We start from the raw sequence: 25,802 nt of genomic DNA, 5'->3' as shown, positions 1-25,802 counted from the left end.
AGTAGCTCAATAAATAGACTAACAGGCAACAAAACAGCGTTATTTCATGACCCCTTTGATTTTTTTTGTTATGTTTTACCTAATTTTATTTGTCACTTATAGATTATGTGACCTAAGCAAATAGGCAACTATGTTATTTTGGCAGGAAAAACCCGCATTCGGGTTGACTTCAAAAGACGTTAACGTCTTAACCAATGCGCAAGATTACCGAACGCAATTGCTACGTTTGATAGCGAACGCAAAAAAACGAATTTATATTACTGCGTTGTATTTACAGGATGACGAAGCAGGTCGCGAAATTTTAGAAGCGCTGCACCGTGTGTCATTGGCAAACCCGGCACTTGAGATAAAAGTGCTGGTGGATTTTCATCGTGCGCAACGTGGATTAATTGGCGCTGATAAATCAGACGGTAACGCAAGTTTATACTGTGACGATTTAGAAAAGTTTAAATCGAACGTACAAGTTTATGGCGTACCTGTAAAAGCTAAAGAATTATTTGGCGTATTGCATTTAAAAGGTTTTGTAATTGACGACACCTTACTTTACAGCGGCGCAAGCTTAAATAACGTGTACTTGCAATACAACGAGCGCTACAGGCTCGATCGTTACTTTTTAATAACGCAGAGCGAACTGTGTGACTCAGTAGTTGATTTTATTGAGACAAAGCTACTTTCATCAGTGGCTGTGCCACGTATAGACACGCGACCGCTTAAGCGTTTGCACGACTTTAAGCTTGATCAAAAGCAATTAATGCGTGATTTAAAAGTCGCAAGTTATAACGCAGCAGAGCAGCTAAATACGCAAGCATTAGGTATTCGTTTGTTTTTAGGACTCGGGCGTCGTAATAACGAGTTAAATCGTTTAATAAAAGCGTTATTTGATACAACAGAGCAAGAGCTTGTGTTGTATACGCCATACTTTAATTTTCCGGCACCGCTTATGCGATCACTGCGCCGATTATTAAAGCAAGGCAAGCAAGTGACTATTGTTGTAGGCGATAAAACAGCAAATGACTTTTATTTACCGCCAAGCGAGCCGTTTAGTAAAATAGGGGCATTACCTTATTTATACGAAACTATTTTGCATAAATTTGTAAAAACGCAAAAGCGCCATATCGATAACGGTAATTTAAATGTGTATCTGTGGAAAGATGGAAGTAATTCGTTTCATTTAAAAGGTATTTGTTCAGATAGAACAAAACATTTATTGAGCGGGCATAACTTAAATCCGCGTGCATGGGGTCTTGATATCGAAAACGGTATTTTAATAGAAGATCCAGAGCAAACAATTATGGATGCTATTGATAACGAAAAGCAGGAAATTTTACAGCACTGCCGACGTTTAACAGGCCCAGATGATTTAGAAACGATGGATGATTACCCGCAGCCAGTTAAAAAACTCCTTGGCCAAGCTAAGCGCGTAAAAGTAGATTTTATAATTAAGCGTTTTATCTAAATAAGTTTATCTAAATAAGCTTATATAAATCTGAAATTTAAATACAAAAAAAGCAGCTAATTAGCTGCTTTTTTATGGGTTGTAGTTAGGTAGCTACATAACTTAATACCAACCTAACTACAAAACGCTAAATTATGCGTTTTCTACCGCTGTGCGTGGGTCAACATATTCCATGTTGAACGCTTCTGCTACTTCTTTGTAAGTTACTTGGCCTTTAATTACGTTTAAGCCTTTTAAGAAGTGAGCGTCATCTAGTAACGCCTTTTTATAACCTTTGTTTGCAAGATTAATGATGAAAGGCAATGTTGCATTGTTAAGTGCAAACGTAGATGTGCGTGGAACAGCACCTGGCATGTTAGCAACACAGTAGTGAACAACTTCATCAACGATGAAAGTAGGATCAGCATGCGTAGTTGCTTTAGAAGTAGCAATACAGCCACCTTGGTCGATTGCAACGTCAACAATTGCAGAACCAGGTTTCATTGCTTTAATGTGCTCAGCAGTTACTAGTTTAGGTGCAGCTGCACCTGGGATTAGTACGCCACCAATTACTAAATCAGCTTCTAGTACGTGTTTTTCTAGTGCATCAGCAGTTGAGTAAATAGCTTTAACTTTATTACCAAATTGCGCGTCTAGTGCACGTAATACGTCGATGTTACGGTCAAGAACGACAACTTCAGCACCAAGGCCAACAGCCATTTGCGCTGCACTTCGACCAACCATGCCGCCGCCAATGATAACAACTTTAGCAGCTTCAACGCCTGGTACGCCACCTAGTAGCATGCCACGACCGTGGTTAGATTTTTCTAGCGCTTGTGCACCAGCTTGAATAGACATACGACCAGCAACTTCGCTCATAGGAGCAAGAAGCGGTAAACCACCGCGAGAGTCAGTTACAGTTTCGTATGCAATACAAATAGCTTTGCTTTTTACAAGGTCTTCAGTTTGTGGGAGATCAGGTGCAAGGTGTAAGTAAGTGAAAAGAATTTGGTCTTCACGTAACATTGCACGTTCAACAGCTTGTGGCTCTTTTACTTTTACAATCATGTCTGCTTTAGCGAAAACGTCAGCAGCAGTTGCTAAAATTTCAGCACCCGCTAGCGTGTAATCTTCGTTAGTAAATCCAATACCCATGCCTGCATCAGTTTCTACAATCACTTGATGACCGTGGTTTACTAATTCACGAACACTCGCAGGAACCATACCTACACGGTATTCATGGTTTTTAATTTCTTTAGGAACACCAATAATCATATCATTTGCCTTATTAAGAACGGATTAACATTTTTCACTATTATATTCATCATAAGCCCGTGTGTCTCACCTTTTTTAAAGTCAAATCTAGTGTTATCATCTATATAACAAAAATAAACAGCATAAAAAACTAGTTGGCACTATGCATCAGTTATTAGATAGAATTGACCGTAAAATTTTAATGGAATTACAGCACGATGGACGCCTTTCAAATGTTGAACTGGCCAGACGAGTTGGCCTAAGCGCCACGCCCTGTCTGGAGCGAGTGAAAAAGCTAGAACGAGAAGGCTACATACTTGGCTATAAAGCAGTGGTCGATCCAGCTAAGCTTGGGCAAGGTTTATCGGTGTATGTAGAAGTAACAATTACTAAAACATCTCCCGACGTATTTGATGAGTTTAGTGCGGCCGTTAAAAAGCACGAAGAAATTATCGAATGTCATTTAGTATCGGGTAATTTTGATTTTTTACTTAAAACGCGCGTAAATGATATGTCAGAATACCGTGGTGTATTAGGTGACATATTATTAAAATTGCCTAACGTTAGTGAAAGCCGAACTTATGTAGTAATGGAAGAAGTAAAAGGTGAAGAAGGCGTAATTATTCGTCCTTATATTACTTAAGGTTATTTATATTAGCTGCGTCATTTGCTTATATCAGCTCAAATTATAAAAACTTGTTCATAATCAGGCCATCAAGGTTAAGATAAAGTGCAACAAATTGCATTTCCTGCTAAGGTATTTCACTGCTAAGTAAGTGTGAATAAAAATAGAATAATAAAGAGGAATAGGGAACTATGCGCCTAAACGGTGTGCAAAGACTATTAGAAGCAGGGCTGATTATCAGCACCTTTACGGCAATATTTATTTTATGTGCCTTGATCAGCTTTGATCCAGCAGATGCTGCATGGTCGCAAACTAGTTTTAGCGAAGTAAGCAACATCACAGGAGCAGCCGGTGCATGGATAGCCGACATTTTATTACTCACCTTTGGTTGGTTGGCTTACTTAGTGCCAGCGGCCATTCAGCTATTTGGCTACTTGCTATTTAAACAACCTCACCGCATTTTACAGCTTGATTACACCACCTTAGCGCTGCGTGTTATTGGTTTTGCTTTGTTTATCACCTCAGCTACCGCTATTAGTAGTATCAATTTTGACGATATTTATAACTTTTCCTCTGGTGGGGTAGTGGGCGATGTTATTGCATCAGCCATGATGCCTGCGTTTAACTTTACCGGTACATCTATATTATTGCTGTGTTTCTTTTTTGCCGGGCTTACCTTATTAACGGGTGTATCGTGGGTTGATTTTGTAGATTACCTTGGCGATTTAATGGTTAGGTTTTACCGCTTTATTGTATCGTACGCAAAAGGTTGGATGCACCGAGAACACGCTGCGGGCAAAGCAAATAATCACGATGAAATAGACGCCCATTTTGAAGACGATATAAAAGAGCAAATAGAGCTGCCTACATCAGCTAAAAAAGCAGATAAACAAAAAGCAATTAATAAACCGCAAACACCGTTTAATGAGCCACAAATTAGTGACGATTTTATGCCGTTTGACGAGCTTGACGACATACTCGATCAAGAAATTGGCTTTAGCGCCATAGACGACGAACCAATGGACACGGCCGCTGCATTAAACGCGCTTGACCAAAGCCCAGTTGTAGAGCCAGAAAAACCAGTTACAACAGTGGTATCGCCAGCAAGACCAATGCCTAAATCAAAAGCGCAATATCAACCACCGCCAACGGCTAAAGAAAAGTTTGAGCAATTATTGACGCAAGAACCACCACCGGGGCCATTACCGTCGCTCGATTTACTCGACAGACCGGACAAAGCTAAAAACCCAATTTCGCAAGAAGAGCTCGATACAGTATCGCGCCTAGTAGAGACAAAACTACTCGACTTTAACGTACAAGCTAAAGTTGTAGCGGTATACCCAGGCCCTGTTGTTACACGCTTTGAGCTAGATTTAGCGCCAGGTATTAAAGTGTCAAAAATTACAGGTTTAGCAAAAGATTTAGCCCGTTCGCTTTCGGCAATTAGTGTGCGTGTTGTAGAAGTTATACCGGGTAAAACATATGTTGGTATTGAGCTTCCTAATAAACACCGCGAAATAGTACGTTTGTCAGAAGTAATAAACGCGCCTAAATTTGAGCAAAATCCATCGCCACTTACCATGGTGCTAGGTAAAGACATTGCCGGTCAGCCGGTATGTGCTGATTTAGGTAAAATGCCACACTTATTGGTAGCCGGTACAACCGGTTCAGGTAAATCAGTGGGCGTTAATGTCATGATAGTAAGCTTGCTTTACAAATCGGGTCCTGACGATGTACGTATGATTATGATTGACCCTAAAATGCTTGAGCTATCAGTATACGAAGGCATTCCGCATTTATTGTGTGAAGTAGTCACCGACATGAAAGAAGCCGCTAACGCATTGCGTTGGTGTGTGGGCGAAATGGAACGTCGTTATAAATTAATGTCAGCATTGGGTGTGCGTAACTTAAAAGGTTATAACCAAAAAGTGCTTGAAGCCAATGAAGCGGGTTACCCGATTCTTGATCCATTATTTAAAGACACCGATGGCATGAAAGAAGGCCCAGACGAGCTAGGTAAATTACCCAGTATTGTTGTAGTAATTGACGAATTTGCCGACATGATGATGATTGTTGGTAAAAAAGTAGAAGAGCTGATTGCCCGCATAGCCCAAAAAGCACGTGCGGCAGGTATTCATTTAATACTGGCAACGCAGCGCCCTTCGGTAGATGTAATAACCGGTTTAATTAAAGCAAATATACCAACACGTATGGCGTTTCAGGTATCAAGTAAAATAGACTCGCGTACCATACTTGACCAACAAGGCGCAGAAAACTTACTAGGTATGGGCGATATGCTTTATTTACCGCCAGGCACTAGTGTACCAGAGCGTGTACATGGCGCGTTTGTAGACGATCACGAAGTACATGCCGTTGTAAACGATTGGAAAGCGCGTGCTAAGCCAAATTACGTTGATGAAATACTCAATGGTGATGCCAGTGAAGATATTTTATTGCCAGGTGAAGCAAACGAAAATACAGACGAAGAGAACGATCCGTTATACGACGAAGCCGTATCGTTTGTAATTGAAACCGGCAAGGTATCAGTATCGTCAGTGCAACGTAAACTGCGTGTTGGCTATAACCGCGCAGCACGTTTAGTAGAACAAATGGAAACATCGGGTATCGTGAGTTCACCAGGTCATAACGGCGCTCGCGATGTATTAGTACCTAATGGAGCAAATTAATGAAAAAATTTAACGCCTTATTATTAGTGTTAGGCAGCGTACTTGCCGCACCAAGCTTTGCTGATGACAGCCAAGCATTACAAGACAGACTTGCTACTTTAAAAAGCTTTAAAGCGCAGTTTGCACAAAAAGTAACAGACAAAGAAGGCCAAGCTGTTATGCAAGGCGAGGGCACAATAGCGCTTCAACAGCCTATGATGATTCGCTGGCAGCAAACAAACCCAGACGATACATTATTTGTATCAAACGGCGATAAAACCTATTACTTCGACAGCTTTGCTGAGCAAGTAACAATTATGAAAACCAGCAGCCTAATCGACTCAACACCATTTGTGCTACTTACATCAAAAGACCCAGCACAGTGGGAAAAATACAGCGTACTTGCAACAAATACAGGCTTTAGTGTAACGCCAAATAAAGGCGTAGAAAGCCAAGTAGAACAACTTGATATAGCGTTTGCGGGTAACGAGCAAGGCCTTGCTAAACTAGTCGTTACCGACAACTCAGGGCAGCTATCGTCATTTACGTTTAACAATGCCCAAGTTAATACGCCGCTTGATAAAAGCACTTTTGAATTTACGCCTCCTGAAGGTGTTGAAATAGACGATCAGAGTAACGGTGAGTAATTTAGGATTTAATTTTGGGCCCGATGTACGGCCACTTGCTGCGCGTATGCGCCCCACAACGCTTGACGAGTACATTGGTCAGCAACACTTATTAAGTACTGATAAACCACTGCATCAAGCCATTGTCGCGGGGCGATGCCATAGTTTAATTTTATGGGGCCCGCCGGGTGTAGGTAAAACAACACTTGCGCAAATAATTGCCAACCATGCTGATGCCTCACTTATTCAAATGTCGGCGGTAACCGCAGGCGTAAAAGATATACGTGACAGCGTAACGCAAGCGCGCGATAACCTAGAAAGCCGTGGCCAACGCACCCTTATGTTTGTTGACGAGGTTCATCGCTTTAATAAGTCTCAGCAAGATGCGTTTTTACCGCACATAGAAGACGGCACCTTTATATTTGTAGGTGCAACCACCGAAAACCCATCGTTTGCCCTTAATAACGCTATATTGTCGCGTGCACGCGTGTATGTTTTAAAATCGCTTGCCGATACCGACTTATATACCGTAATAGAACGTGCACTTAAACAAGACGAGCAGCTAAGCCAAAAGCATATTACTATTGCCGACAACGCTAAAAAGGCACTATGCCAAGCAAGTGGCGGCGATGCGCGTAAAGTACTTAATTTACTTGAACAAGCGGTTGATTTAACAACCGAGCAAAACGGTCAATACAACGTAGACGAGCACGTACTTAGCCAAGTTTTACCTACTCATTTAGCTAAATACGATAAAGGCGGCGATGAATTTTACGATTTAATATCAGCCTTTCATAAATCAGTACGTGGTAGCTCTCCCGATGGTGCGCTGTATTGGTATTGCCGAATTTTAGCCGGTGGTGGCGACCCTTTGTATGTAGCAAGGCGTTTACTTGCCATTGCTACAGAGGATATAGGTAACGCCGATCCGCGTGCGATGGAAGTGGCCTTAAATGCGTGGGATATATTTCAGCGAGTAGGGCCCGGCGAAGGCGAACGTGCAATTGCACAAGCCACATTGTATTTAGCCAGTGCACCCAAAAGTAATGCGGTGTATATGGCGTTTAATCAAGCCAAAGCAGACGCTCAAAACGAGCCAAGTTACCCCGTGCCAGAGCATTTACGTAATGCCCCAACTAATTTAATGAAAGACTTAGGGTATGGCGCTGAGTACCGTTATGCGCATAATGAAGAAGGTGCATTTGCCGCAGGAGAAAAATACTTACCACCTGAAATGGAAGGCAAAGAATATTACTTACCGAGCGAGCGCGGTCTTGAGCAAAAAATTAAACAAAAACTCGATTACCTAAAAGAGCGCGATGCGCAAAGCCCACTTAAACGATACGAAAATGATTAAACTTTATATGATGATCGCCCTTGGCGGAGCCTCAGGTGCGTGTTTACGGTTTTTTATTAGCGAAAGCATGCTAAAACTCCTCGGTAGGGGATTCCCTTTTGGCACGTTGACGGTTAATATTCTGGGTTCATTGTTAATGGGCATTTTGTACGGTTTGATAGATAAAGAAATTATCACCGCAAGCCCCGCCAAAACCCTTATAGGTATTGGCTTTTTAGGTGCATTAACCACCTTTTCAACATTCTCAATGGACTCGTTGTTGTTATTACAACAAGGTCACTTTATTAAAATGGCCCTCAATATCATCTTAAACGTGATGGTGTGTATTTTTATGGCTTGGCTGGGCCTTCAGCTAGTAATGCAAAAAGGTTAAAAAACTAACATGTTAGATTCTAAATTTTTACGTCAAGACATCGAACAAACTGCAGAACGTTTAGCGGCTCGCGGTTACGAACTCGATGTAGCAACGGTAACGGCACTTGAAGAAAAACGCAAAACATTACAAGTAAAAACGCAAGAACTTCAAAGTCAACGTAATGCAAGCGCAAAAGCAATTGGTCAAGCCAAAGCTAAAGGCGAAGACGCACAGCCACTACTTGATGCAGTGGCTAACTTAGGCAGTGAGCTAGACGCCGCTAAAACTGAGCAAGATGAAGTATTAGCCGCAATTAACGACATTGCTTTAGCAATTCCAAACTTGCCAGACGAGTCAGTACCCGCCGGTAAAGACGAAGACGACAACGTTGAAATTTTAACGTGGGGCACACCTAAAAAGTTTGATTTTGAAGTTAAAGACCACGTAGATGTAGGGCAAGACCTAAACGGCTTAGACTTTGAAATGGGCGTTAAAATTAGTGGCGCACGCTTTACTGTAATGCGCGGCCAAGTAGCGCGTATGCACCGTGCACTAACGCAATTTATGCTAGATACACATGCTGATAAAAACGGCTATACAGAAATGTATGTACCGTACTTAGTAAATAGTGCAAGCCTTTACGGCACGAGCCAACTACCTAAATTTGCGGGCGATTTATTCCACACATTAGGCCTTGTAAACGACGACGGCGAACAACAAGCCGGCTTTAGCTTAATTCCTACAGCTGAAGTACCGCTTACAAACAGCGCACGCGACGAAATTTACGATGAAAGCGATTTACCAATTCGCTTAGTTGCCCACACTCCGTGTTTCAGAAGTGAAGCAGGCAGCTATGGCCGCGATACACGTGGCTTAATTCGTCAGCATCAGTTTGATAAAGTTGAACTTGTACAGCTTGTAAAACCTGAAGACTCAATGGCAACGCTTGAAGAGTTAACAGGTCACGCAGAGCAAATACTACAAGCATTAGAACTTCCGTACCGTAAAGTAATTTTATGTATGGGCGACATGGGCTTTGGCTCAGCTAAAACATACGATTTAGAAGTATGGTTACCTGCGCAAGACACATACCGCGAAATTTCATCATGTTCAAACATGGCTGACTTTCAGGCGCGTCGTATGCAAGCACGTTTTCGCCGTGAAGGTGTTAAAAAGCCAGAGTTACTTCATACACTAAATGGTTCAGGCTTAGCCGTTGGCCGTACACTAGTAGCGATACTAGAAAACTACCAACAAGCCGATGGCACAGTAGTAGTACCAGAAGTATTACGCCCATACATGGGTGGACTTGAAGTAATTGGTAAGCAATAAAATCAAGTTTAAGTTAAGCAAGCTTTAAGCTTGTAAGTCTTAAGACGAAAGCCGCTGTTTGCAATGAACAGCGGCTTTTTTGTTTTAGGTTAAAGGCAAAAGCTTAAAAAAATTTAAGTTATCTTATTAATAATATCGCTTACACCTATTTTTATAGCTCATTACTTTTTGTCCAATATTACTGATCTCTACCATTTTGGGGTATTTCTACATCAAGGAAACTTAAATATCGGCTAACTATTTGTTTACAAGTCCTTATTAGCTGGTTAAATTAGATCCTTTGTAATACTTGGACATTTGTCGGATACAAATTTGTTAGGCATAAACTCATAAGAAAGGTTAAATTAATGTTGAATAGAGTTATTAGAACGTACTCCCCGAAAGCGGTTGTTCTTCAGATTATTGCAGTAAGTGTTCTTTTGGGTATTGTTCATTATTTTCTATTTTCAGCTCTTAATCCCGATGCCCTAGCGTCATTCATTTATTCGATAAAATTTGTTGCCGTACTGCTCGGCGGATACTCCTTGGTTCAAGGGTGGGGGCGTAGATTTGAGTTCAACCTCCGGAGACAAGAGCTAGCGTCAGCGAATGGAGACCCGAAGAAGATTAAAAAGGTCCAAAGTCAATTGGACAATATCAAAAAGGATAAAGAGACAGGCGAGATGTTTATGATCGTGGCGTTCTTTATCACGATAGTTTTATCCTTGTTTGGAAAAGCCTAACAAATTGCTGCACGCGGACACATACTGCTACGCTCGTTTTGTGTCAGTCGCGGAGCTCCATTTTTACACAAAAACGCTCTCCGCAGTATGTGCCGGTGAGCAAGGCGTTGAGGTTGTAGAATTACTCAAAAGTGGAAAGTAACGGATGATTTTTGTGTTCATACAGCCTTTAAAATTCACTTTCTAGTGGATTATTCCCTCAGATTTCACGTAGCAACGCAATTTGAGGCTAAATTTTTAATAAATTCTGAGGTTGTTATTTCTAAAATAGAAAATCTACAGGCTCGTTATACGTAAATAAAAGGTTTGGTATAATCTAAATGGAAAATAAACCAGAAGCATTTAACTACGTAAAAGAAATGTACATAGAAGAATTAGGGCGATTTACTCTAATTGAAAATAAATGTACGGTTTTTCTTACATTATTAACAATAATGATCGGTACTTTCGGGATGCTTGTTGGTTTCAATAATCAAAAAATGTTTAAGCCCAACTCTATGTTTGAGTATCTTGAATTACTTTTCTTCGGGCTTGCTGTTTTTTCAATGATTTGCTCTTGGGGGCATTTCTTACTTGCTTTAAAAATTAGTAAATCACCAGTTGCCGCACGAAATATAGAAACGTCAAATTGGTTTAAAATCGCAAAAAAAGACGAATGTATCAATCATATTTATAATTGCTACGCTGATACAACCCCGAAAATAACAGCAGCAATAACTAAAAAAATTAAAATTATCGATGTCGCATACAATGAGTTAGCATTAACTGCATGGTTTGTATCTGGCTTTTCATTAATAAAAATATATTTGGAGTATTCATCATGACTGACAATAAAACGCCGCCGCCGCCACCGACAACTGATTATCTAAAAAAAGAGAATGTTCCCGCGACCCCTGATAAAAGGAAATAATTACGTATAACAAACCATTAAAGTAGGGCAAATAACAGTTGGGTTTTGCTCGCTAGATTAGTTTACAATTGGGGTGGCTGTCTAATTTAATGTCATGTCGTTGTTTATAAATAATGAATCACGCAAAAAGCTAAGCTATATCGACAAAATGAAAGTTAAAATAGACAGCCCCATAGGTTGACGATAGCTGATTATTAAAGAATAGCAAACGACTCGGCTGTATCGAATCGGCTTTCCTTTAAATAAAAAGCGGAACATTACAGTGAATAAAGGCATGAATAAATTGACCTTACGGGGTCAAACAAAAGTGAATGCGCAATGGCAACTGTATTGCCTTGTTCATAATATAGAAAGGCTGCAAAACACGATGCATTAAGAAGGGTAAGCCCTCTTACTCTAAATAAAAGCCACTCAACCACCCTTAATCCCTTCCAAAACGCCAATTAAAACAATATCAAACACTTCTATATTCTGCGTAAAAATACAGTAATCAATTGAACCAAAATAGGAACTCAGCTATGGTTTGTTTATCAATAAAAACAAATTTAAAAACGAGTTAATCTACAGGCTCGTTAGGCACTACGGAGAACTGAGCATTGAATGAAATAGTGGCTCAACTGGGAGACAAGAAATCTCCTAAGCGTCGTTCTGCTGCGAAGAAATTACGGAAGCTAAAAAATGTTGATGCAGGCCTGTCTCTATTGGCTGCGCTTGAGACTGAACTCAAAGATGTTCGGACTTGGGAAACTCAGTATCAGATGATCATGGCTATCGGTGAATGTGGTTATAAGCCAGCATTGCCATTTCTAAATGAACTTGCAAAACAAGATTTCGAAGCAACTATGGTTTACGTTGCTATTGGAGATGCAATAGTCAGACTTTCTATAGAAAACGACAGAGATACTAATCCAATATTCGAGCTCCTTGAAACTGGCAACGAGATGCTCGTTGACGGCGCACTTCGAGCAATGGCTATGCTCAAAATGGTGCCGAGTGATAGTCACATTGAAAAAATCATCAGTTACGTTGCTGCAAGAGAGTTGAACCATGGTATTCATTTCTGGGTTGTGGCAGCAGCCCCGGGGTGGTCTAGAACGAAAGTAGAAGAATACTTAGATTATTGTGCAAAGTCTCCGCGAGAGGAAATCACCAGTGCTGTTGCTCTGGCGCGTAAGAATAAGTACAAGAAATGGAGTCCACTATAAAATGGATAACAATCGCAGGCTGTCGGAACGCCTTTCCGCTTCTTCGTCGCTACAAGCCGCCCGCAGCTACGGGCGTTATGTACTATTTAGCAGAACTTTTTGAGCACCCCAGATATTGCAGCTTGAGTTACTCCAAACATTTGCGAAAGCTGAACCTGGGTATAATTTCCAGTCTTGTAGTAATGGTAAATTTGGCTTTTTTCATTATCACTTAATTGCCCCCTTTTAACTCCTTGATCTTGGTTAAACAATGTAATTTGCGCCTCTATTTCTTTAATGCGCGACAGCATATCGCTGAGCTTACGTTGTTCATCAAAAAAATCTTGTTGTGAAATTTCTCGAGACATACACCTTAGATTTAGGTTGTTAAAATGCTCATTGTAAAAATTTTGCAGCTCTAAATGAGCAGTTTTAAGGGAGCGTAAGCTGCTTTGTGAGTATTCTGCACGTTGGTTGTATATATATTTCATATTGCTTATAAAACTTATAATATAACATTTGACACTTATTATAAGTTTCTATAAGTTACAATGCAAGAGGCCAAATTGGTTGGCTTCAATTTATCTGAAAGGTGATGGTTATGGGTCATATTCGTGGGTTTGTTTTAGATTCTGCTCTTCATGGATTAGCTAGAGATCTTATTGAGCTAGAAAAAACTACTGGTGTTGCACCTGATGTTGATAAAACGGTAGCTAACTGGAATGAAAAGCATAAGCTGGCAGAAAATACAGCTCAATTACAAAATGATGTTGCTCTTTTTATAAATGTTGAGAAAAATAGGCAGTTAAGCTCTATGAGTTCACGTGGATTAGTAAAATATAAGGCAGCTCCATATATTGAGCAAGCAGAAAAGTTAATGTCTGGTTCTAAATTAGATACGGAATTAAAAACTGAATAATATTAGGCATTGGCGTACATAACAAGCAGTTCAACACGGAAGCGTAAACGGTTGCCATTGTTTTTGCAAAAAGACAAAGGCGCAAAAACAATATCAACCTACGCTCCGGTTAACTGGGCGTTGAGGTTGTAGAATTACTCTTTTTAGGAACGTATTCTACTATTTCAAATTGATTGCTTTTTAACCTTGAACCCATCCGTTCGCTGTGATCTAATAGATATTATTCACCCACGGTAAATCGTTATGGCCAACTACAAGCCTGACTTATCCTGCCAAAATAAATTCATTCCTATCAATTTCGCTGAGCAAATTTTGCCTGGCACCTTTGAATATGCCCTTTGTTATATCGTCGAAAATAAACTCGATTTATCGGGATTTGACGCGTGGTATAACAACGACAAAACGGGCGCTGCTGCGTATCCACCTTCGGTAATGCTAAAGATTATTTTACTGGGCTATGCACATGGTTTTATCAGTAGCCGTCGGATTGCAAAGGCTTGCGAGCATAATATTTTATTTATGAGTGTGTCGGGTGATATCCAGCCACATTACACATCTATAGCAGGCTTCGTGGCTAAAATGCATGAACAAATTGAGCCGCTTTTTACACAAGTGCTGATGATATGTGATGAGGAAGACTTGATAGGCCGCAACATGTTTGCCATTGATGGGTGTAAATTAAAGTCCAATGCGAGTAAGGAGTGGAGCGGCACATTCGATGAGCTAGGGCGTAAAAAAGCAAAACTAGAACGCGCAAGCAAACGTATTATTGAACGCCACCAATCACAAGATGGACTGGGCGAAGAATTGATAACTCAGGACTTAAAACAAAAAGAAAAGCTGGATAAAAGTGCAGATAAAATCACCGAGTTTTTAGCCACTCACGAAGAGAAAACAGGCAGTAAAGGCAAGCCTGTTAAAAGTAATATCACTGACCCAGATAGTGCGAAGATGACGACCTCAAAAGGGACAATTCAAGGCTACAACGGCATCGCGATAAACGATGATAAACATCAAATCATCCTGCAAGCACAAGCGTGGGGCTCAGTGGGCGAACAACAAACTTTACAGCCAGCCGTTGCACAATTAAAACAGCAGCTTGCTAAACTCAATACAGAAAAAATGGCAGATAAACACACCATCAAATTCACCGCAGACAGTGGGTTTAACAGCGAAGTAAATCTTGAGTTTATGGCGCAAAGTGGGTTCGATACCTACATTGCGGATAACCAATTTAGAAAACGAAATCCGCTATTTAAAGCCAGCGAAACATACGAAACTGAGCAAGAAAAGCGCCGACTAAAACGCAGCAAAGGCAAGCCTCGGTTATTTACCTCAGACGATTTTCATTATGATGAGGCAACGCAAACATGCCGCTGCCCTGCAGGCAATGCCATGTGGCGAAGCGGGGTCAATGTAAACAGCCATAACCAACAATACACACGATTCTGCGGTTACTTAAAAGATTGCAAAGTATGTCCACTACAACAGCAATGTATGCGAAAGCCACCCATTAAAACGGGGCGACAAGTACAGTTTATAAATAATGAATCACGCAAAAAGCTAAGCTATATCGACAAAATGAAAGTAAAAATAGACAGCCCCATAGGTCGACGACAATACAGCAAACGACTCGGGTGTATCGAACCGGTGTTCGGGAATATTACGGTGAATAAAGGCATGAATAAATTGACCTTACGGGGTCAAACGAAAGTGAATGCGCAATGGCAACTGTATTGTCTTGTTCATAATATAGAAAAGCTGCAAAACACGATGCATTAAGAAGGGTAAGCCCTTTCACCCTAAATAAAAGCCACTCAACCACCTTTAATCCCTTCCAAAACGCCAATTAAAACAATATCAAACACTTCTATATTCTGCGTAAAAATACATTAATCAATTGAACCTAAATAGGAACTCAGCTATGGTTTGTTTATCAATAAAAACAAATTTAAAAACGAGTTAATCTACAGGCTTTTTAGTTGCCTTAGGAGTCACAGTTGAATTTTGATGATTTGAAATCGATTATCGATACTGAAAATGACCAAGAATTAAAACTTACTTCTAATTTTTGGGAAATCACTAAAAACTCCAATTCAGAATTGAAGCCTTGGTTATCTGAAGATCAATTTAATCAGATTTTCTCAAACCTATTAGAGTATCAAAATAACGAGACTGTGTTTGTCTTTGAGTCTTTCGAACGCATATACAAAGATTCAGGTTTAACTAAAAGGTTAACTGAACAGCTAGATTTAAACTGGGCTAGCTTTAATGCTTTTCAAAGCGATACCGAAATTCTTTATTTCTATATGGTGCCAAAAAGTTTAAATTGGGTTTTATATGCAAACAGAGACTTTTGGCAGTTTGCAAAAGGCAACTAACAAGCCCATCAAGCTGATTCGCAACGCTGTTGCAAAGAACAAAGGCGCAACAAATTGTGCCAGCACAGCTCACGGCTTATGGGAGCGTTAGCTGTATTGTCGTACTGTTGTGATTATATAATGTTACAGATTTGCCCTTGCTCAAAAAATATTCTGCACATATATTTAATTGGTACTTAATTGTTTTAATAAGAGGGATTTATGAAAATATTACACAAATGGATAATTTTGGCGGGTTTATTATTAGCCGCTCTTATTTCGTATGGCTACGGATTTTCTCAAGGCATAGTTATCTTTGTTGTTTTAGGTGTGGCTTTGGAACTTACATTTTGGTTTGGTGTTTTTGGTAAAAAGCAGCAATGTAACGAACACCCCCGCAACTAATCTACAGCTAACAACACGCCCTGAGGTGGACAGCAAGCGCTAAAGCTCACTTTCCACCGCAAATTTTAACAGCGGTTAAGTAAGTTGATTCATCGTAGGGCGTATGTGTTTTCCAGCACCTAAATAGTATTCGTGTCCACTTAAACGTCAATGATTTGATGATGGTATTATGAGGTTTTCCTTTGGCCATTAGCTTTATTGTTGGTTATTTCATGTAAATTAATTCGGTATCACCAACATAAGCTTTGAATCTTCCCCATCGGTTAATATAGCTATATTTTCCTCAGTTGTTACAAACACATCTCTTAATCGTCCTGCGGTCTCTGGGAATATGTGAGACTGCGTAAACTCACCATTAGCGCCAGATTAATTTACAATTGGAGTGGCTGTCTAGTTTAATGCGAGCTTTGATATCACGCGTAAACATTCAACAATCGATTGTACCCAGGTAGAAACCCGGCTATGGTTTGTTTATCAAGATAAATAAACCAGTTAATTTACAGGTTCGTTATGTCTCACGGAGGTTTTATCGCTCTATGAATGTTTTTCTAATAATTGCAGGTACATTAAGTGCTGTTGTAGCAACTTTGCATTTGGGTTGTATCTATTTTGGAGGTTCTTGGTATCGGTTCTTCGGTGCAGGAGAGCAAATGGCATTACTTTCTGAGCAAGGAAGTATTAAACCAACTCTTATTACTAGTGTAATTGTTCTGATTCTATCAACTTGGTCATTGTATGCATTTTCAGCCGCAGGTGTTATTTTTAAACTTCCATTCATCCGCCTAGCTCTTGTATTAATAACTTTTATTTATTTAGCTCGTGGGATTACTGGATTCTTTCTAATAAATAACCCTATGGGGCGTTCGCCTGAATTTTGGGTTTGGAGTTCTATTATTTGTTTATCTTTTGGTATTGTTCACCTTGTTGGTTTAAAACAGCAATGGGCAAGCTTGTGAGTAAAGTGTAATCTAATAAAGAATCAAACAAGGGCTATTACAATTGGCTTTTGGTAAAGCATTATATTTATAGTTAACTACTTCTCACCAATAATTGACGGAACAAGGAATATTAAAATGGATAAAATGTCAGTTCACATAACCTCTAAACCTTTAGAAACTTACCCGCAAAAACAAATTTTAAAGGTGGTAGCCGATGAAGTAACCGAAAAAGCGACTGTGCACAAAGCAGCGGTTCAAAGTGACCAAGTAGATATATCCGAAGAAGGAAAAGAAAAAAGTCTGGAAGATCAAAATCGTGAAGCGTTACGTAAATTATCAGGCAATGAAGATGCAAGTCAGGCATCACAATCTGAAGAAGATCCTATTGATGAACAGATTGCTGAAATACAAGAAAAGATAGAAAAACTATTACAGGAAACTGCATTATTACGCAGTAAAGATGATGAAGAGTCGCAGGCTAAAGTGAAAGTGCTAGAAGCCGAAATTACCGGGCTTAACACTCAACTTATTGAATTATTGAGACAGCAATTAGAATCGGGTAAATAACAAGCACAGTAAGTATATGCAAAGGCAATTGGAGACAAGAACGTTATTAATAACATAATAAAGACGCTCACTTTAATCTTAAAACTAAAGGGGTTAAACCCTGATCTTACAAATCAAATTACTTAATTAACCAAAGTGGCTTATTTAAAGCCGCTACTTACTTTTAAAGCGCAGCGGCTTTTATTTGCTTTATGAATTAGTTTGCTGTCATCAACATTAGCTTTGCCTCTTTACCGTCTGTTAATACTGCGACGTTACCCTTATTAGTTATAAACACATCTCTCAACCTGCCTGCGGCCTTAGGAAATATGTGAGACTGGGTAAATTCACCACTTACCAGATTAACGCTGTAGAGCTTTTTATCAACAAGAGTAGTGATAAGCACATGTTGTTGTAACGAGGGAAAAGCTGCATGTTTAGAGCCGTAATACGCCATGCCTGACGGCGCTATTGATGGCGTCCAATTAACACTTGGTTTTTGCATGCCTTTATATTCGGTAAAGGGTGAAATACGCGCTTGCGAGTAATCTTTGCCATAGGTGATTACCGGCCAGCCGTAATTAGTCCCAGCGGTTAAGTAGTTTAGCTCGTCACCGCCTGCAGGGCCGTGCTCGTGGCTAACAATTTGCTGCGTATCGTAATCATAAACCAAGCCTTGAGGGTTACGATGACCAAGTGAGTAAACAGCATGTGCACTTAGGTTTTTGTGATTAATAAATGGGTTATCTGTTGGAATGGTACCATCTAGGTTTATACGTAATATTTTACCAAGTTGGCTGGTGATAACTTGTGCTTGCTCTCTAAAGTCAAACCCATCGCCCGTTGAAATTAATAACGTATTGTCGGGTAGGACAAGGGCGCGTCCTGCGTAATGTTGCGGTGTGTTTTTATCAGTCGCTACTTTATAAATAACGTTAGGCTTTGAAAAGTCAGCGCCATTAAACGTGGCTTTGGCAACAACAAGCCTGTTTTCGCTTGCATCACCTTGGGCATAAGTAAAAATAATTTCTTTGGAGTTGTTATAATCTGGTGATAATACAATGTCGAGTAAACCACCTTGGCCTGCAACGTATAAACCTGTTAGGTTTAATTTTACTCTTGATTGCACATTGTTTTTAACTATAACTACGTGACCATCACGCTCTGTAATTAACCATGTGCCGTTTGGTAGTTCAACCATGCTCCACGGAGACTGTAATTGCGTAGCCAGTGTTTTTGTACTGTATTGCTCCTTTGGTAACGTAGCATCTGCATTAACAGAAAACGAAAAAAGCGAAAGCAAAGTAAAAAAAGAGATACATTGTTTACGGAGCAAGCCTTTGCTAGCATAACTAGTATAAGAGAAAAGCTTTATTTTAAGTTGAGATAACCATGTCGTTTTTAACACGTATATTGCCTTCATTTTTAGTTTCTTGGTTACTTACATTCACACTTGCTAGCTTGTTTCATAGCCAATACGTTGTCAATCAATTAGTTAATGTAGGTGTAGTGGTGGGCTTTAGTGATCGCGTTAGTTTAACGCTTGATGATTGGTTAGGCCTATTACCTACCTACGGCGCTATTATTGCCGTAGCACTTGCCATCGCTTTTTTTGTTACCGTAAAGCTTAATAAAAAGGTTCAAAAATACAGTACTCAGCTATTTGTAATTGCGGGCATTGTGGCATTTACTATTGTGTTAATTGCCATTGAATCAATTATGAATATTCATATTATAGCGGGCGCAAGAGGCTGGGGTTTTTATGCTCAACTGCTTGCAGGCGCGGTAGGTGGTTTGGCGTTTTCGCAATTAGTTAAGGCAACTAAAACCCAAAAAGCGTGTTAGCTGTGTGAATATAAATACGGCTTATACGTTATTTAGTGTTTAATAAATAAAGGCCGCTGTATATTGTAAACAGGGGCCTTTGAATATGACCTTTAGAATTTAATTAAAAAATTAAACTAATTAGTTTGTAGCTACTTAGCCCAAAAATTAGGATTAAAACGGGTAGGGTTACCAGGTTTAACACCAAAGAGTTAGTGTAGTTTCCCATAACCCCTTTTTGATTAACCAGCCATACAAGGTAGGTGCTAACAATAGGGAGTAATAACCCGTTAGCCGCTTGCGCGAATATAATCACCGCGACAGGGTCTAAACCGAGTGACGCCACCGCAGCACCAAACAATAAAATAACAATAGCAACGCCTTTAAAACGTGAGTTACCCATATCGTTTGACCAACCTAACATGCCACACACGGCGTAAGCACCTGCAAGTGGCGCTGTAATAGCACTTGTTAAACCTGCAGCAAATAAACCAATAGCAAAAAAGTAATGAGCGGCGTCACCAAGCAATGGCTCTAGCTGCACGGCCATATTGGCCGCACTAATTTGCCCCGCATCGGTGCCATAAAATGCAACTGAAGCTGTAGATAAAATAGCTAAAGTGATCACACCGCCTAAAGTGATTGATAGGCTTGTATCAACATTTGTTTGTTTAATCACTTTTTGCATATCGCTGTTACTGTCGTGTCTAGCAGCGAGTACGCCGGAGTGTAAAAATAAGTTATACGGCACAATGGTAGTGCCAACTAAAGCGAGTATGGTTGTAATCGAACCCTCAGGCATACTAGGAATAAAACCTGCAAATACATCACCCAGTGAAGGGGCTGCCATTACAAGTGTTGAGATAAACACTAAGCTCATTAAAATAACGAGTAAAATTAGCGCGTTTTCAACCACTTTATGTTTACCGCTATACAGTAAAGCTGCACTTAAAAAAGCAATAAGTGGTGTCCATAGTTGGGAGTTAACTTGTGGGAATATTTCAATTAACCCCATGCTAGCGCCACTTAAGTTACCCGCTTCATAAGCTGCACTGCCCACACCAATGGCGCTAATGACTAAAAATATAGCTAAAGATTTAAATAAGGGCGTTTGAATATGTGCTCTGAGCGCTTGAGCTAAATCTTGCCCGGTAGCAACGCCAAGGCGCGCCGCCATAGATTGTAATAATATAGTGGCAACTACTGAAAACAGTAATGTCCATATAAGTGCAAAACCAAAGTTTGCACCTGCCACGCTGGCGGTAGTAATGGTCCCTGGTCCAATGAAGGCAGCGGTGACAAGTAGTCCTGGTCCTAATCGCATAATTGACCTTAATAGTGTTATTGCATGTTGCTATTTAAAGTTACATCTAACGTTTAAAACCAATATTTATACGCGATGCCTGTAGTGTTATTGCTGCCACTTTAATTAAGTGCCCTGCAGCGATAATCGCCCCTTGGCTGGTTCTTTTTTAATAAGCATATGTTATACCAATCCGCAATAATACTTAATCAATTTGAGGGATTAAATCTGACGCTAACTGCGTTAAAAATTTCTGATATAGAACAACTAAATAACGAAATTTTTGCCTGGTTATCGACACGATTTTCTCACCTCAGAATAGATCACTTAATTAAGCGAATTACTATTAAAAAAGGTCGAGTAGGATACCAACTTGTATATAAATTTAAAGGGGATACAGTGCGTTTACATGAATTTTAAACGAATATATAAGCGAGTTAAATGACTGATGCCGATATTAATATCGGCATCAGTATATTTACTTTATTAGGTTTTTAATCGCTTCTAAGCCTTTTTTTAGGGTATCTGCATCGGTAGCATAGTTAATACGAATACACTCGTGCTTGTGCGCCCAGCTATCGTCAATGCCGATAAAAAAGTTGTGACCTGGGATCACATACACGTCTTGCTCTTTAAGCTTTTGATACAACACCTCGCTTGTCATTTTTGCATCTTTAAACCACAGCCACATAAAAAATGCGCCTTCAACTTTGTGCAAATAAACAGGCAGTTCGGCAAATACTTCATCAAACAATTCAATCGCTATGTGTGCTTTATTACGATAAAAAGGCAGTACAACATTGCGGCACAGTGGCAGTAGTTCGTTGTCGTTAATTAAGCGTGTCACTAAGCTTGGGCCAATACTATTTGGCGATAAAACCATACTGCCATTTACGCGGCCAATTGCTTTAATAATCTCATTGTTTGCAACCACAATACCGCTGCGTAAACCTGGTAGGCCAAGTTTTGAAAGTGACATACATAAAATAATGTTTGAGTTCCACGTTAGGTTTGCGTCGGTGTAAATACAACCTGGGAACGGATCGCCGTACGCGTTATCAATAATGAGTGGAATACCATATTGCTTAGCAAGCAAATCAAGGTGTTTTACTTCATCGTCGGTAATTACATTACCTGTTGGATTGGTAGGGCGTGATACGCACAGTGCGCTTATGCTGCTGTCGTTTGCTAGTGTTTTTTCAACTGCTTTAAAATCAATGACGTATTTAAACTGTTTTGATGTGCTGCCTGTATTTAAAATTTCGATATCAGGCTTTATGGCAACAAACATATCAGCCGATAAACCTTGATCGGCATAACCTATATACTCTGGCGCAAGGGGAAATAAAATCTTTTTGCGGCTGCCATCAGGCATTTCGCCTGCCAACATATTAAACAGCACAAAAAAGTTAGCTTGACTGCCATTACCAAGTGCTATGTTATCGGCGCTAATATCCCATGCATACTCTTTACTTAGCTGGCCTGCTAATGCAGCTCTAAACTCGTCGTTACCGGTAGGGCCATCGTAAAGGCCAAATACTTGCGATACCTTGTTACTGGCAACGAGTTTTTGTAATTCACTTAAAAAAACCTCATTTACTTGTGGTACTAGTGCGGGGTTACCGCCACCGAGCATAACAATATTAGGATTATTGCTGTTTTTAGCACCGCCTAAATCTTCCATTAACTGAGTAATGCCGTTGGGTTGTGTGAATTTAGTGCCAAAGTTTGAGTAGTTCATAATGCATAGCGTTTGTTAGTAATGGGGAGGGCATTATAGCGTAAATAAAGGGCTTAAATTCGATGATGAGAATAATTCAATGCTTAGCTTTGTAGCTAGCTATGACAATGTAATTTCTATAAAACAAAGGCTAAGTTAAGATTTTTTAACGCCGTATAAAAACTCTTCGCCGCAGTCCATATACAAATCAAATTTGGTCATAACTTTGGTAAACATGGGGGCGTGCAAAAACTCGTTTAACCATGCGCTTACATGCGTGTATTCACTTTGTAAGTACCAGTGTTTATCTACGCGGGCAAACTGTCTAATAAATGGCAGCAGAGCATAATCGGCTAGACTTTTTTCATCGCCCATTAAGTATTTATGTGTGGTTAGTTTTGCTTCAAATTGCTTAATAAACTCTTCACAGGCTTTTTGGTAATAAATTTGTGCCATGTCTTTTGTGCGAGCATAAAATTTGTACTTTTCGAGCACCGGTTTAAATTGCGTGTCGTTTAGCTTAATTAATTCAAGCATGCGCTCAAGTGCTAATGGGTCTCGAGTATGCAGTAAATTATGCGGATCGTTTTGCTTTAAAGCCCACAGCATAATGTCTAGGCTTTCATCTATAACTTGATTATTCGGCAGTAATAAAACAGGCACCGTGCCTTTAGGTGATATTTGCAAAAGATGCGGTGGCTTATTTTTAGTTTTTATAGCGCGTAGAAGCACGTGTTGCTCTGCCATTAAAATACCCATTCGTGCACGCATTGCGTATGGGCAGTGTTGTAATGAATATAATAATGGCAATGTCATTTTAATACTTACCTTAGCTGTTTAAGCCTTCAACATATTGCTGACGTGTTTTTACTTTCACCATGTGATTTAACTGATCAGCTGCTTGTGTTTGCCCGCTAATTAAATCTTGAAAATGCGCAAGTAACACGGCTTTATCGAGTTTTTCTTTATCGCCTGAGCCAATGTCGGTTAAATCAATCATAAACTCGTCAAACTTGTCAGCGTAATCAGTCACAATATCCATATTTAAAAATTGCTCGTGGTTATAAATGCTCGGGTAGCCGCCTTTTTGTTTATCAATGGCAAAGCTAATGCCTTTAACATTGGTAACGGTTGTTTCCTTTTTACAGCTCAGCATACAGCTGGCATCAATACGTGGTTTTTTACAGCCTACGGTTTGCTGGAAAAAGCATTGTCGGCTGGTCATCATTAGTATTGGATGATAAATGCTGTACATCATTTTAAAGTTGTTAGGGCGTTTAATACTGCGCATTTGCTGCTTGTTTATTTCATTTGAAATAAACGCGCCTTTAGCATTTAAATCCTCTTGTAGCGTTAATAACGCATAAGAGTTTGTGGTGTTTAGTAACGGGCCTGCAATCCAGTCAATACCCATTTGCACTGCTTTGTATGCTACGCCTGTGTTATTACTAATAATAAGTTTAGGTTTTACAACCTCGAGTAAACGTACAGCTTCTTCAAAATCTTTACCAATTAGTACAGCTGGAAACCACGGAATTAACTGCGGATGTTCTAAAAATACATTTATGTATTTATCGTTATCGGTTCTAAAGCTCTCAGGTAATTTAAAGTAAACGTCACCATCTGTTAAATTACATAAGTGAGCGTCTTTTATGTCCGATATTAAAATAGAAAGTGTAGTTATATTTTCGGCTTTTTCGTGATTCACTAGTTTAGGTAATTCAACTGGCGCTATAACGTCTTTCCCTTCGTTTAATAAAAAAGCGACTTGCTTTTTAATACGCGCTAGCTCTTTAAACGGAATGCTTAAGTTGTCGCCGAGGTTTGTGTAATCCATATTTTTAATTTCAAAATTGGCATTACTAAACGTTTTAAAGCGCTTATCAATGGCTGCAATATCAACAACTGATTTATCAGCGGTATGCATAACCATTTGCGATTGAACTTCAAAGCGTAGAGGTTCTTTTGCGTTTTTATTTGAAAGCGTAATATCGTTTTTATCTTCAATAATTATGTTTACAGTGAATGGCTGATTTAATTGCCCTGTAAATTCTAATGAAAGCTCGCGTTTTGAAATATCTAAAAACTCAATTTTCTTTTTAACTAACGAATCAATTTCACTTTTTTGGGTAGAAAGCTCTTGTTGCGCATCGTAAATTTGCACTACCGAAATCGCGTTGTTTTTTTCGTTAGCGTGATCAAAGCTATGGTCTCGCGGATTGTCGGTAAACATATTTTTGGTCATGTCGCCGGTTAAAAACTTATTAGTAAAGTTACGGTTAAACACTTTATATAAGCTTGAATCATCTTCAATTAGGTTACCGGTTTGCACAAACGTGTCTATTTGTTTGCGCCAGCTATCAATAACCGTATGTACGTAGTTAGCGCCTTTAATACGGCCTTCTACCTTTAACGAATCAACACCTGCGGCTACAAGCTCTGGTAAATCAAAATAAGCTGAATTGTCTTTTAAGTTTAACGGATGTTTGTTACCCATCGCCGTTGGCTCGTATTCATCACGACAGGCTTGCGAGCAGCGACCACGATTTCCCGAGTTACCCACACTTACTGAGCTTGAATAACATTGCCCTGAAAACGCAATACATAATGCGCCGTGCACAAATACTTCGGTTAATACGTCGCACTTATGCGCTACGTCGGTCAGTATTTTAATTTCAGTTAAGTTAAGCTCGCGTGATAAATTTACACGTGTAGCGCCAATGCGCGCTAAAAATTCAACCTGTGATTCGTTATGCGTAGTTAACTGCGTTGATGCGTGAATATGTAAAGTAGGGAAGTGCTTTTTAACTATATTGAATAACCCTAAATCTTGCACAATAATACCGTCGAGCGTGGTATTTACTAGCTGATTTAATAGCTTAAATAGCGCACCCATTTCGTGCTCTAATATAACTACGTTTAGCGTTAAAAAAATCTCACAGCCGTATTCATGGGCTAGGCGAAGTGCGCCGTTAAGCTCATCAAACGAAAGATTAGACGCTCGGTTACGTGCATTAAAGGTATCTAACCCACAATAAACCGCATTAGCACCGGCTACAATGGCGGCTTTTACCGCGTTTACATCACCGCCTGGGGCTAATAGTTCAATCTTTCTACTCATGACAACTTCACTGTGCTCATATTTAATTGCCGCGAATTTTATCTGGTTAAGCACGTTAATGCTATTTATTGAGGGATATAATAAAGACTAAAATAAAAGAGTGTATAAAATTACAATTAAGCAGGCTGATTTATTACGTAAACATGTAATAAAATGATAGTTTATAAGCAAGCAACACTTTCAACTTTACTTAGGCGATA

General features: G+C 39.7%; 24 protein-coding genes and 3 pseudogenes. 18 read left to right on the top strand and 9 right to left on the bottom strand.

The features are described from left to right. Positions 1-130 precede the first annotated feature (130 nt). Positions 131-1,456, top strand: coding sequence for a CDP-diacylglycerol--serine O-phosphatidyltransferase (gene pssA, locus I6F47_RS04160; RefSeq protein ID WP_197183382.1), 1,326 nt, complete (start codon positions 131-133; stop codon positions 1,454-1,456). 132 nt (positions 1,457-1,588) lie between these two features. Here the strand turns inward: pssA and ald are convergent, their stop codons facing one another. Then, on the bottom strand, positions 1,589-2,710 hold the full coding sequence (gene ald, locus I6F47_RS04155; protein ID WP_010552621.1) for an alanine dehydrogenase: 1,122 nt from the start codon (positions 2,708-2,710) through the stop codon (positions 1,589-1,591). 142 nt (positions 2,711-2,852) lie between these two features. On the opposite strand from ald, the gene lrp reads away from it, so the two are divergent. The 10 genes and pseudogenes from lrp (at position 2,853) to I6F47_RS04105 (ending at position 12,487) form a co-directional block, all read left to right on the top strand. After that, positions 2,853-3,332, top strand: coding sequence for a leucine-responsive transcriptional regulator Lrp (gene lrp / locus I6F47_RS04150; protein ID WP_007582985.1), 480 nt, complete (start codon positions 2,853-2,855; stop codon positions 3,330-3,332). Between the two features lie 173 nt (positions 3,333-3,505). After that, on the top strand, positions 3,506-6,001 hold the full coding sequence (locus I6F47_RS04145) for a DNA translocase FtsK (RefSeq protein ID WP_197183381.1): 2,496 nt from the start codon (positions 3,506-3,508) through the stop codon (positions 5,999-6,001). Continuing rightward, positions 6,001-6,627 carry an outer membrane lipoprotein chaperone LolA gene (lolA, locus tag I6F47_RS04140; RefSeq protein ID WP_007582981.1) on the top strand — a complete coding sequence of 209 codons (627 nt, stop codon included), beginning with the start codon at positions 6,001-6,003 and terminating at the stop codon, positions 6,625-6,627. The genes I6F47_RS04145 and lolA overlap by 1 nt, the downstream gene beginning before the upstream one ends. Then, positions 6,620-7,963 (top strand): replication-associated recombination protein A, encoded by a 1,344-nt coding sequence (locus I6F47_RS04135; RefSeq protein WP_197183380.1) that lies wholly within the window; start codon positions 6,620-6,622, stop codon positions 7,961-7,963. The genes lolA and I6F47_RS04135 overlap by 8 nt, the downstream gene beginning before the upstream one ends. Further along, a complete protein-coding gene (crcB, locus tag I6F47_RS04130; RefSeq protein ID WP_021032117.1) occupies positions 7,956-8,336 on the top strand; it encodes a fluoride efflux transporter CrcB in 381 nt (126 codons plus the stop codon). The genes I6F47_RS04135 and crcB overlap by 8 nt, the downstream gene beginning before the upstream one ends. 9 nt (positions 8,337-8,345) lie before the next feature. Further along, positions 8,346-9,650, top strand: a complete 1,305-nt coding sequence (gene serS / locus I6F47_RS04125) for a serine--tRNA ligase (RefSeq protein WP_197183379.1) — start codon at positions 8,346-8,348, stop codon at positions 9,648-9,650. Between the two features lie 347 nt (positions 9,651-9,997). Further along, on the top strand, positions 9,998-10,372 hold the full coding sequence (locus tag I6F47_RS04120) for a hypothetical protein (RefSeq protein WP_197183378.1): 375 nt from the start codon (positions 9,998-10,000) through the stop codon (positions 10,370-10,372). A gap of 320 nt (positions 10,373-10,692) precedes the next feature. Further along, positions 10,693-11,196 (top strand): hypothetical protein, encoded by a 504-nt coding sequence (locus I6F47_RS04115; RefSeq protein WP_197183377.1) that lies wholly within the window; start codon positions 10,693-10,695, stop codon positions 11,194-11,196. A gap of 189 nt (positions 11,197-11,385) precedes the next feature. After that, positions 11,386-11,658 (top strand): annotated as a pseudogene (locus I6F47_RS20740) (transposase); the annotation flags it as partial. 220 nt (positions 11,659-11,878) lie between these two features. Then, entirely contained in the window at positions 11,879-12,487 is a 609-nt protein-coding gene (locus tag I6F47_RS04105; RefSeq protein WP_197183376.1) for a hypothetical protein, read from the top strand. Between the two features lie 86 nt (positions 12,488-12,573). Here I6F47_RS04105 and I6F47_RS04100 read toward each other — a convergent pair whose 3' ends face one another. Then, positions 12,574-12,957, bottom strand: coding sequence for a hypothetical protein (locus tag I6F47_RS04100; RefSeq protein ID WP_197183375.1), 384 nt, complete (start codon positions 12,955-12,957; stop codon positions 12,574-12,576). Positions 12,958-13,067: 110 nt separating this feature from the next. Between I6F47_RS04100 and I6F47_RS04095 the strand changes: the two genes are divergently transcribed. From I6F47_RS04095 to I6F47_RS04080, 4 genes are all read left to right on the top strand, one after another. Continuing rightward, entirely contained in the window at positions 13,068-13,385 is a 318-nt protein-coding gene (locus I6F47_RS04095; protein ID WP_197183374.1) for a hypothetical protein, read from the top strand. A 243-nt stretch (positions 13,386-13,628) separates the two neighbouring features. Continuing rightward, positions 13,629-15,167 (top strand): transposase, encoded by a 1,539-nt coding sequence (locus I6F47_RS04090; RefSeq protein ID WP_197183373.1) that lies wholly within the window; start codon positions 13,629-13,631, stop codon positions 15,165-15,167. Between the two features lie 218 nt (positions 15,168-15,385). Further along, positions 15,386-15,766 carry a hypothetical protein gene (locus I6F47_RS04085; protein WP_007580161.1) on the top strand — a complete coding sequence of 127 codons (381 nt, stop codon included), beginning with the start codon at positions 15,386-15,388 and terminating at the stop codon, positions 15,764-15,766. A 201-nt stretch (positions 15,767-15,967) separates the two neighbouring features. Continuing rightward, entirely contained in the window at positions 15,968-16,150 is a 183-nt protein-coding gene (locus I6F47_RS04080; protein ID WP_010552629.1) for a hypothetical protein, read from the top strand. A 46-nt stretch (positions 16,151-16,196) separates the two neighbouring features. Here the strand turns inward: I6F47_RS04080 and I6F47_RS20735 are convergent. Then, a pseudogene (locus tag I6F47_RS20735) lies at positions 16,197-16,337 on the bottom strand (IS110 family transposase); the annotation flags it as partial. 32 nt (positions 16,338-16,369) lie between these two features. After that, positions 16,370-16,510: pseudogene (locus I6F47_RS20545) on the bottom strand (PQQ-dependent sugar dehydrogenase); the annotation flags it as partial. A gap of 176 nt (positions 16,511-16,686) precedes the next feature. Between I6F47_RS20545 and I6F47_RS04075 the strand changes: the two are divergent. Together I6F47_RS04075 and I6F47_RS04070 are read left to right on the top strand one after the other, a co-directional pair. Then, the gene (locus tag I6F47_RS04075; protein WP_182681223.1) at positions 16,687-17,106 is read left to right on the top strand and encodes a hypothetical protein; all 420 of its coding nucleotides are present in this window, start codon (positions 16,687-16,689) and stop codon (positions 17,104-17,106) included. Positions 17,107-17,223: 117 nt separating this feature from the next. Beyond that, positions 17,224-17,655: a hypothetical protein gene (locus tag I6F47_RS04070; RefSeq protein ID WP_010552631.1), complete on the top strand. Its 432-nt coding sequence runs from the start codon at positions 17,224-17,226 to the stop codon at positions 17,653-17,655. A gap of 196 nt (positions 17,656-17,851) precedes the next feature. On the opposite strand, the gene I6F47_RS04065 is transcribed toward I6F47_RS04070, so the two are convergent. Further along, positions 17,852-19,042: a PQQ-dependent sugar dehydrogenase gene (locus I6F47_RS04065; RefSeq protein ID WP_197183372.1), complete on the bottom strand. Its 1,191-nt coding sequence runs from the start codon at positions 19,040-19,042 to the stop codon at positions 17,852-17,854. On the opposite strand from I6F47_RS04065, the gene I6F47_RS04060 reads away from it, so the two are divergent. Further along, positions 19,027-19,479 (top strand): hypothetical protein, encoded by a 453-nt coding sequence (locus tag I6F47_RS04060; RefSeq protein WP_024589154.1) that lies wholly within the window; start codon positions 19,027-19,029, stop codon positions 19,477-19,479. The genes I6F47_RS04065 and I6F47_RS04060 overlap by 16 nt on opposite strands. A gap of 103 nt (positions 19,480-19,582) precedes the next feature. Here I6F47_RS04060 and I6F47_RS04055 read toward each other — a convergent pair whose 3' ends face one another. The 4 genes from I6F47_RS04055 to I6F47_RS04040 all read right to left on the bottom strand — a co-directional run bounded on the left by I6F47_RS04055 (position 19,583) and on the right by I6F47_RS04040 (position 25,602). Then, positions 19,583-20,782, bottom strand: coding sequence for an Nramp family divalent metal transporter (locus I6F47_RS04055; RefSeq protein WP_024589155.1), 1,200 nt, complete (start codon positions 20,780-20,782; stop codon positions 19,583-19,585). Between the two features lie 457 nt (positions 20,783-21,239). Then, positions 21,240-22,502, bottom strand: coding sequence for a valine--pyruvate transaminase (locus tag I6F47_RS04050; protein WP_197183371.1), 1,263 nt, complete (start codon positions 22,500-22,502; stop codon positions 21,240-21,242). Positions 22,503-22,637: 135 nt separating this feature from the next. Beyond that, complete coding sequence (locus I6F47_RS04045; protein WP_197183370.1) at positions 22,638-23,297, bottom strand: glutathione S-transferase; 660 nt, start codon at positions 23,295-23,297, stop codon at positions 22,638-22,640. A gap of 13 nt (positions 23,298-23,310) precedes the next feature. Then, complete coding sequence (locus I6F47_RS04040) at positions 23,311-25,602, bottom strand: peptidase U32 family protein (protein WP_197183369.1); 2,292 nt, start codon at positions 25,600-25,602, stop codon at positions 23,311-23,313. Positions 25,603-25,802: the final 200 nt, after the last annotated feature.

Origin of the sequence: Pseudoalteromonas sp. NZS37 (assembly GCF_015864265.1) — a bacterium.
Taxonomy (GTDB): Bacteria; Pseudomonadota; Gammaproteobacteria; order Enterobacterales; family Alteromonadaceae; genus Pseudoalteromonas; species Pseudoalteromonas arctica.
Note: the sequence above shows the minus strand (reverse complement) of the source record. Positions and strands in the feature narration are given on the sequence as shown.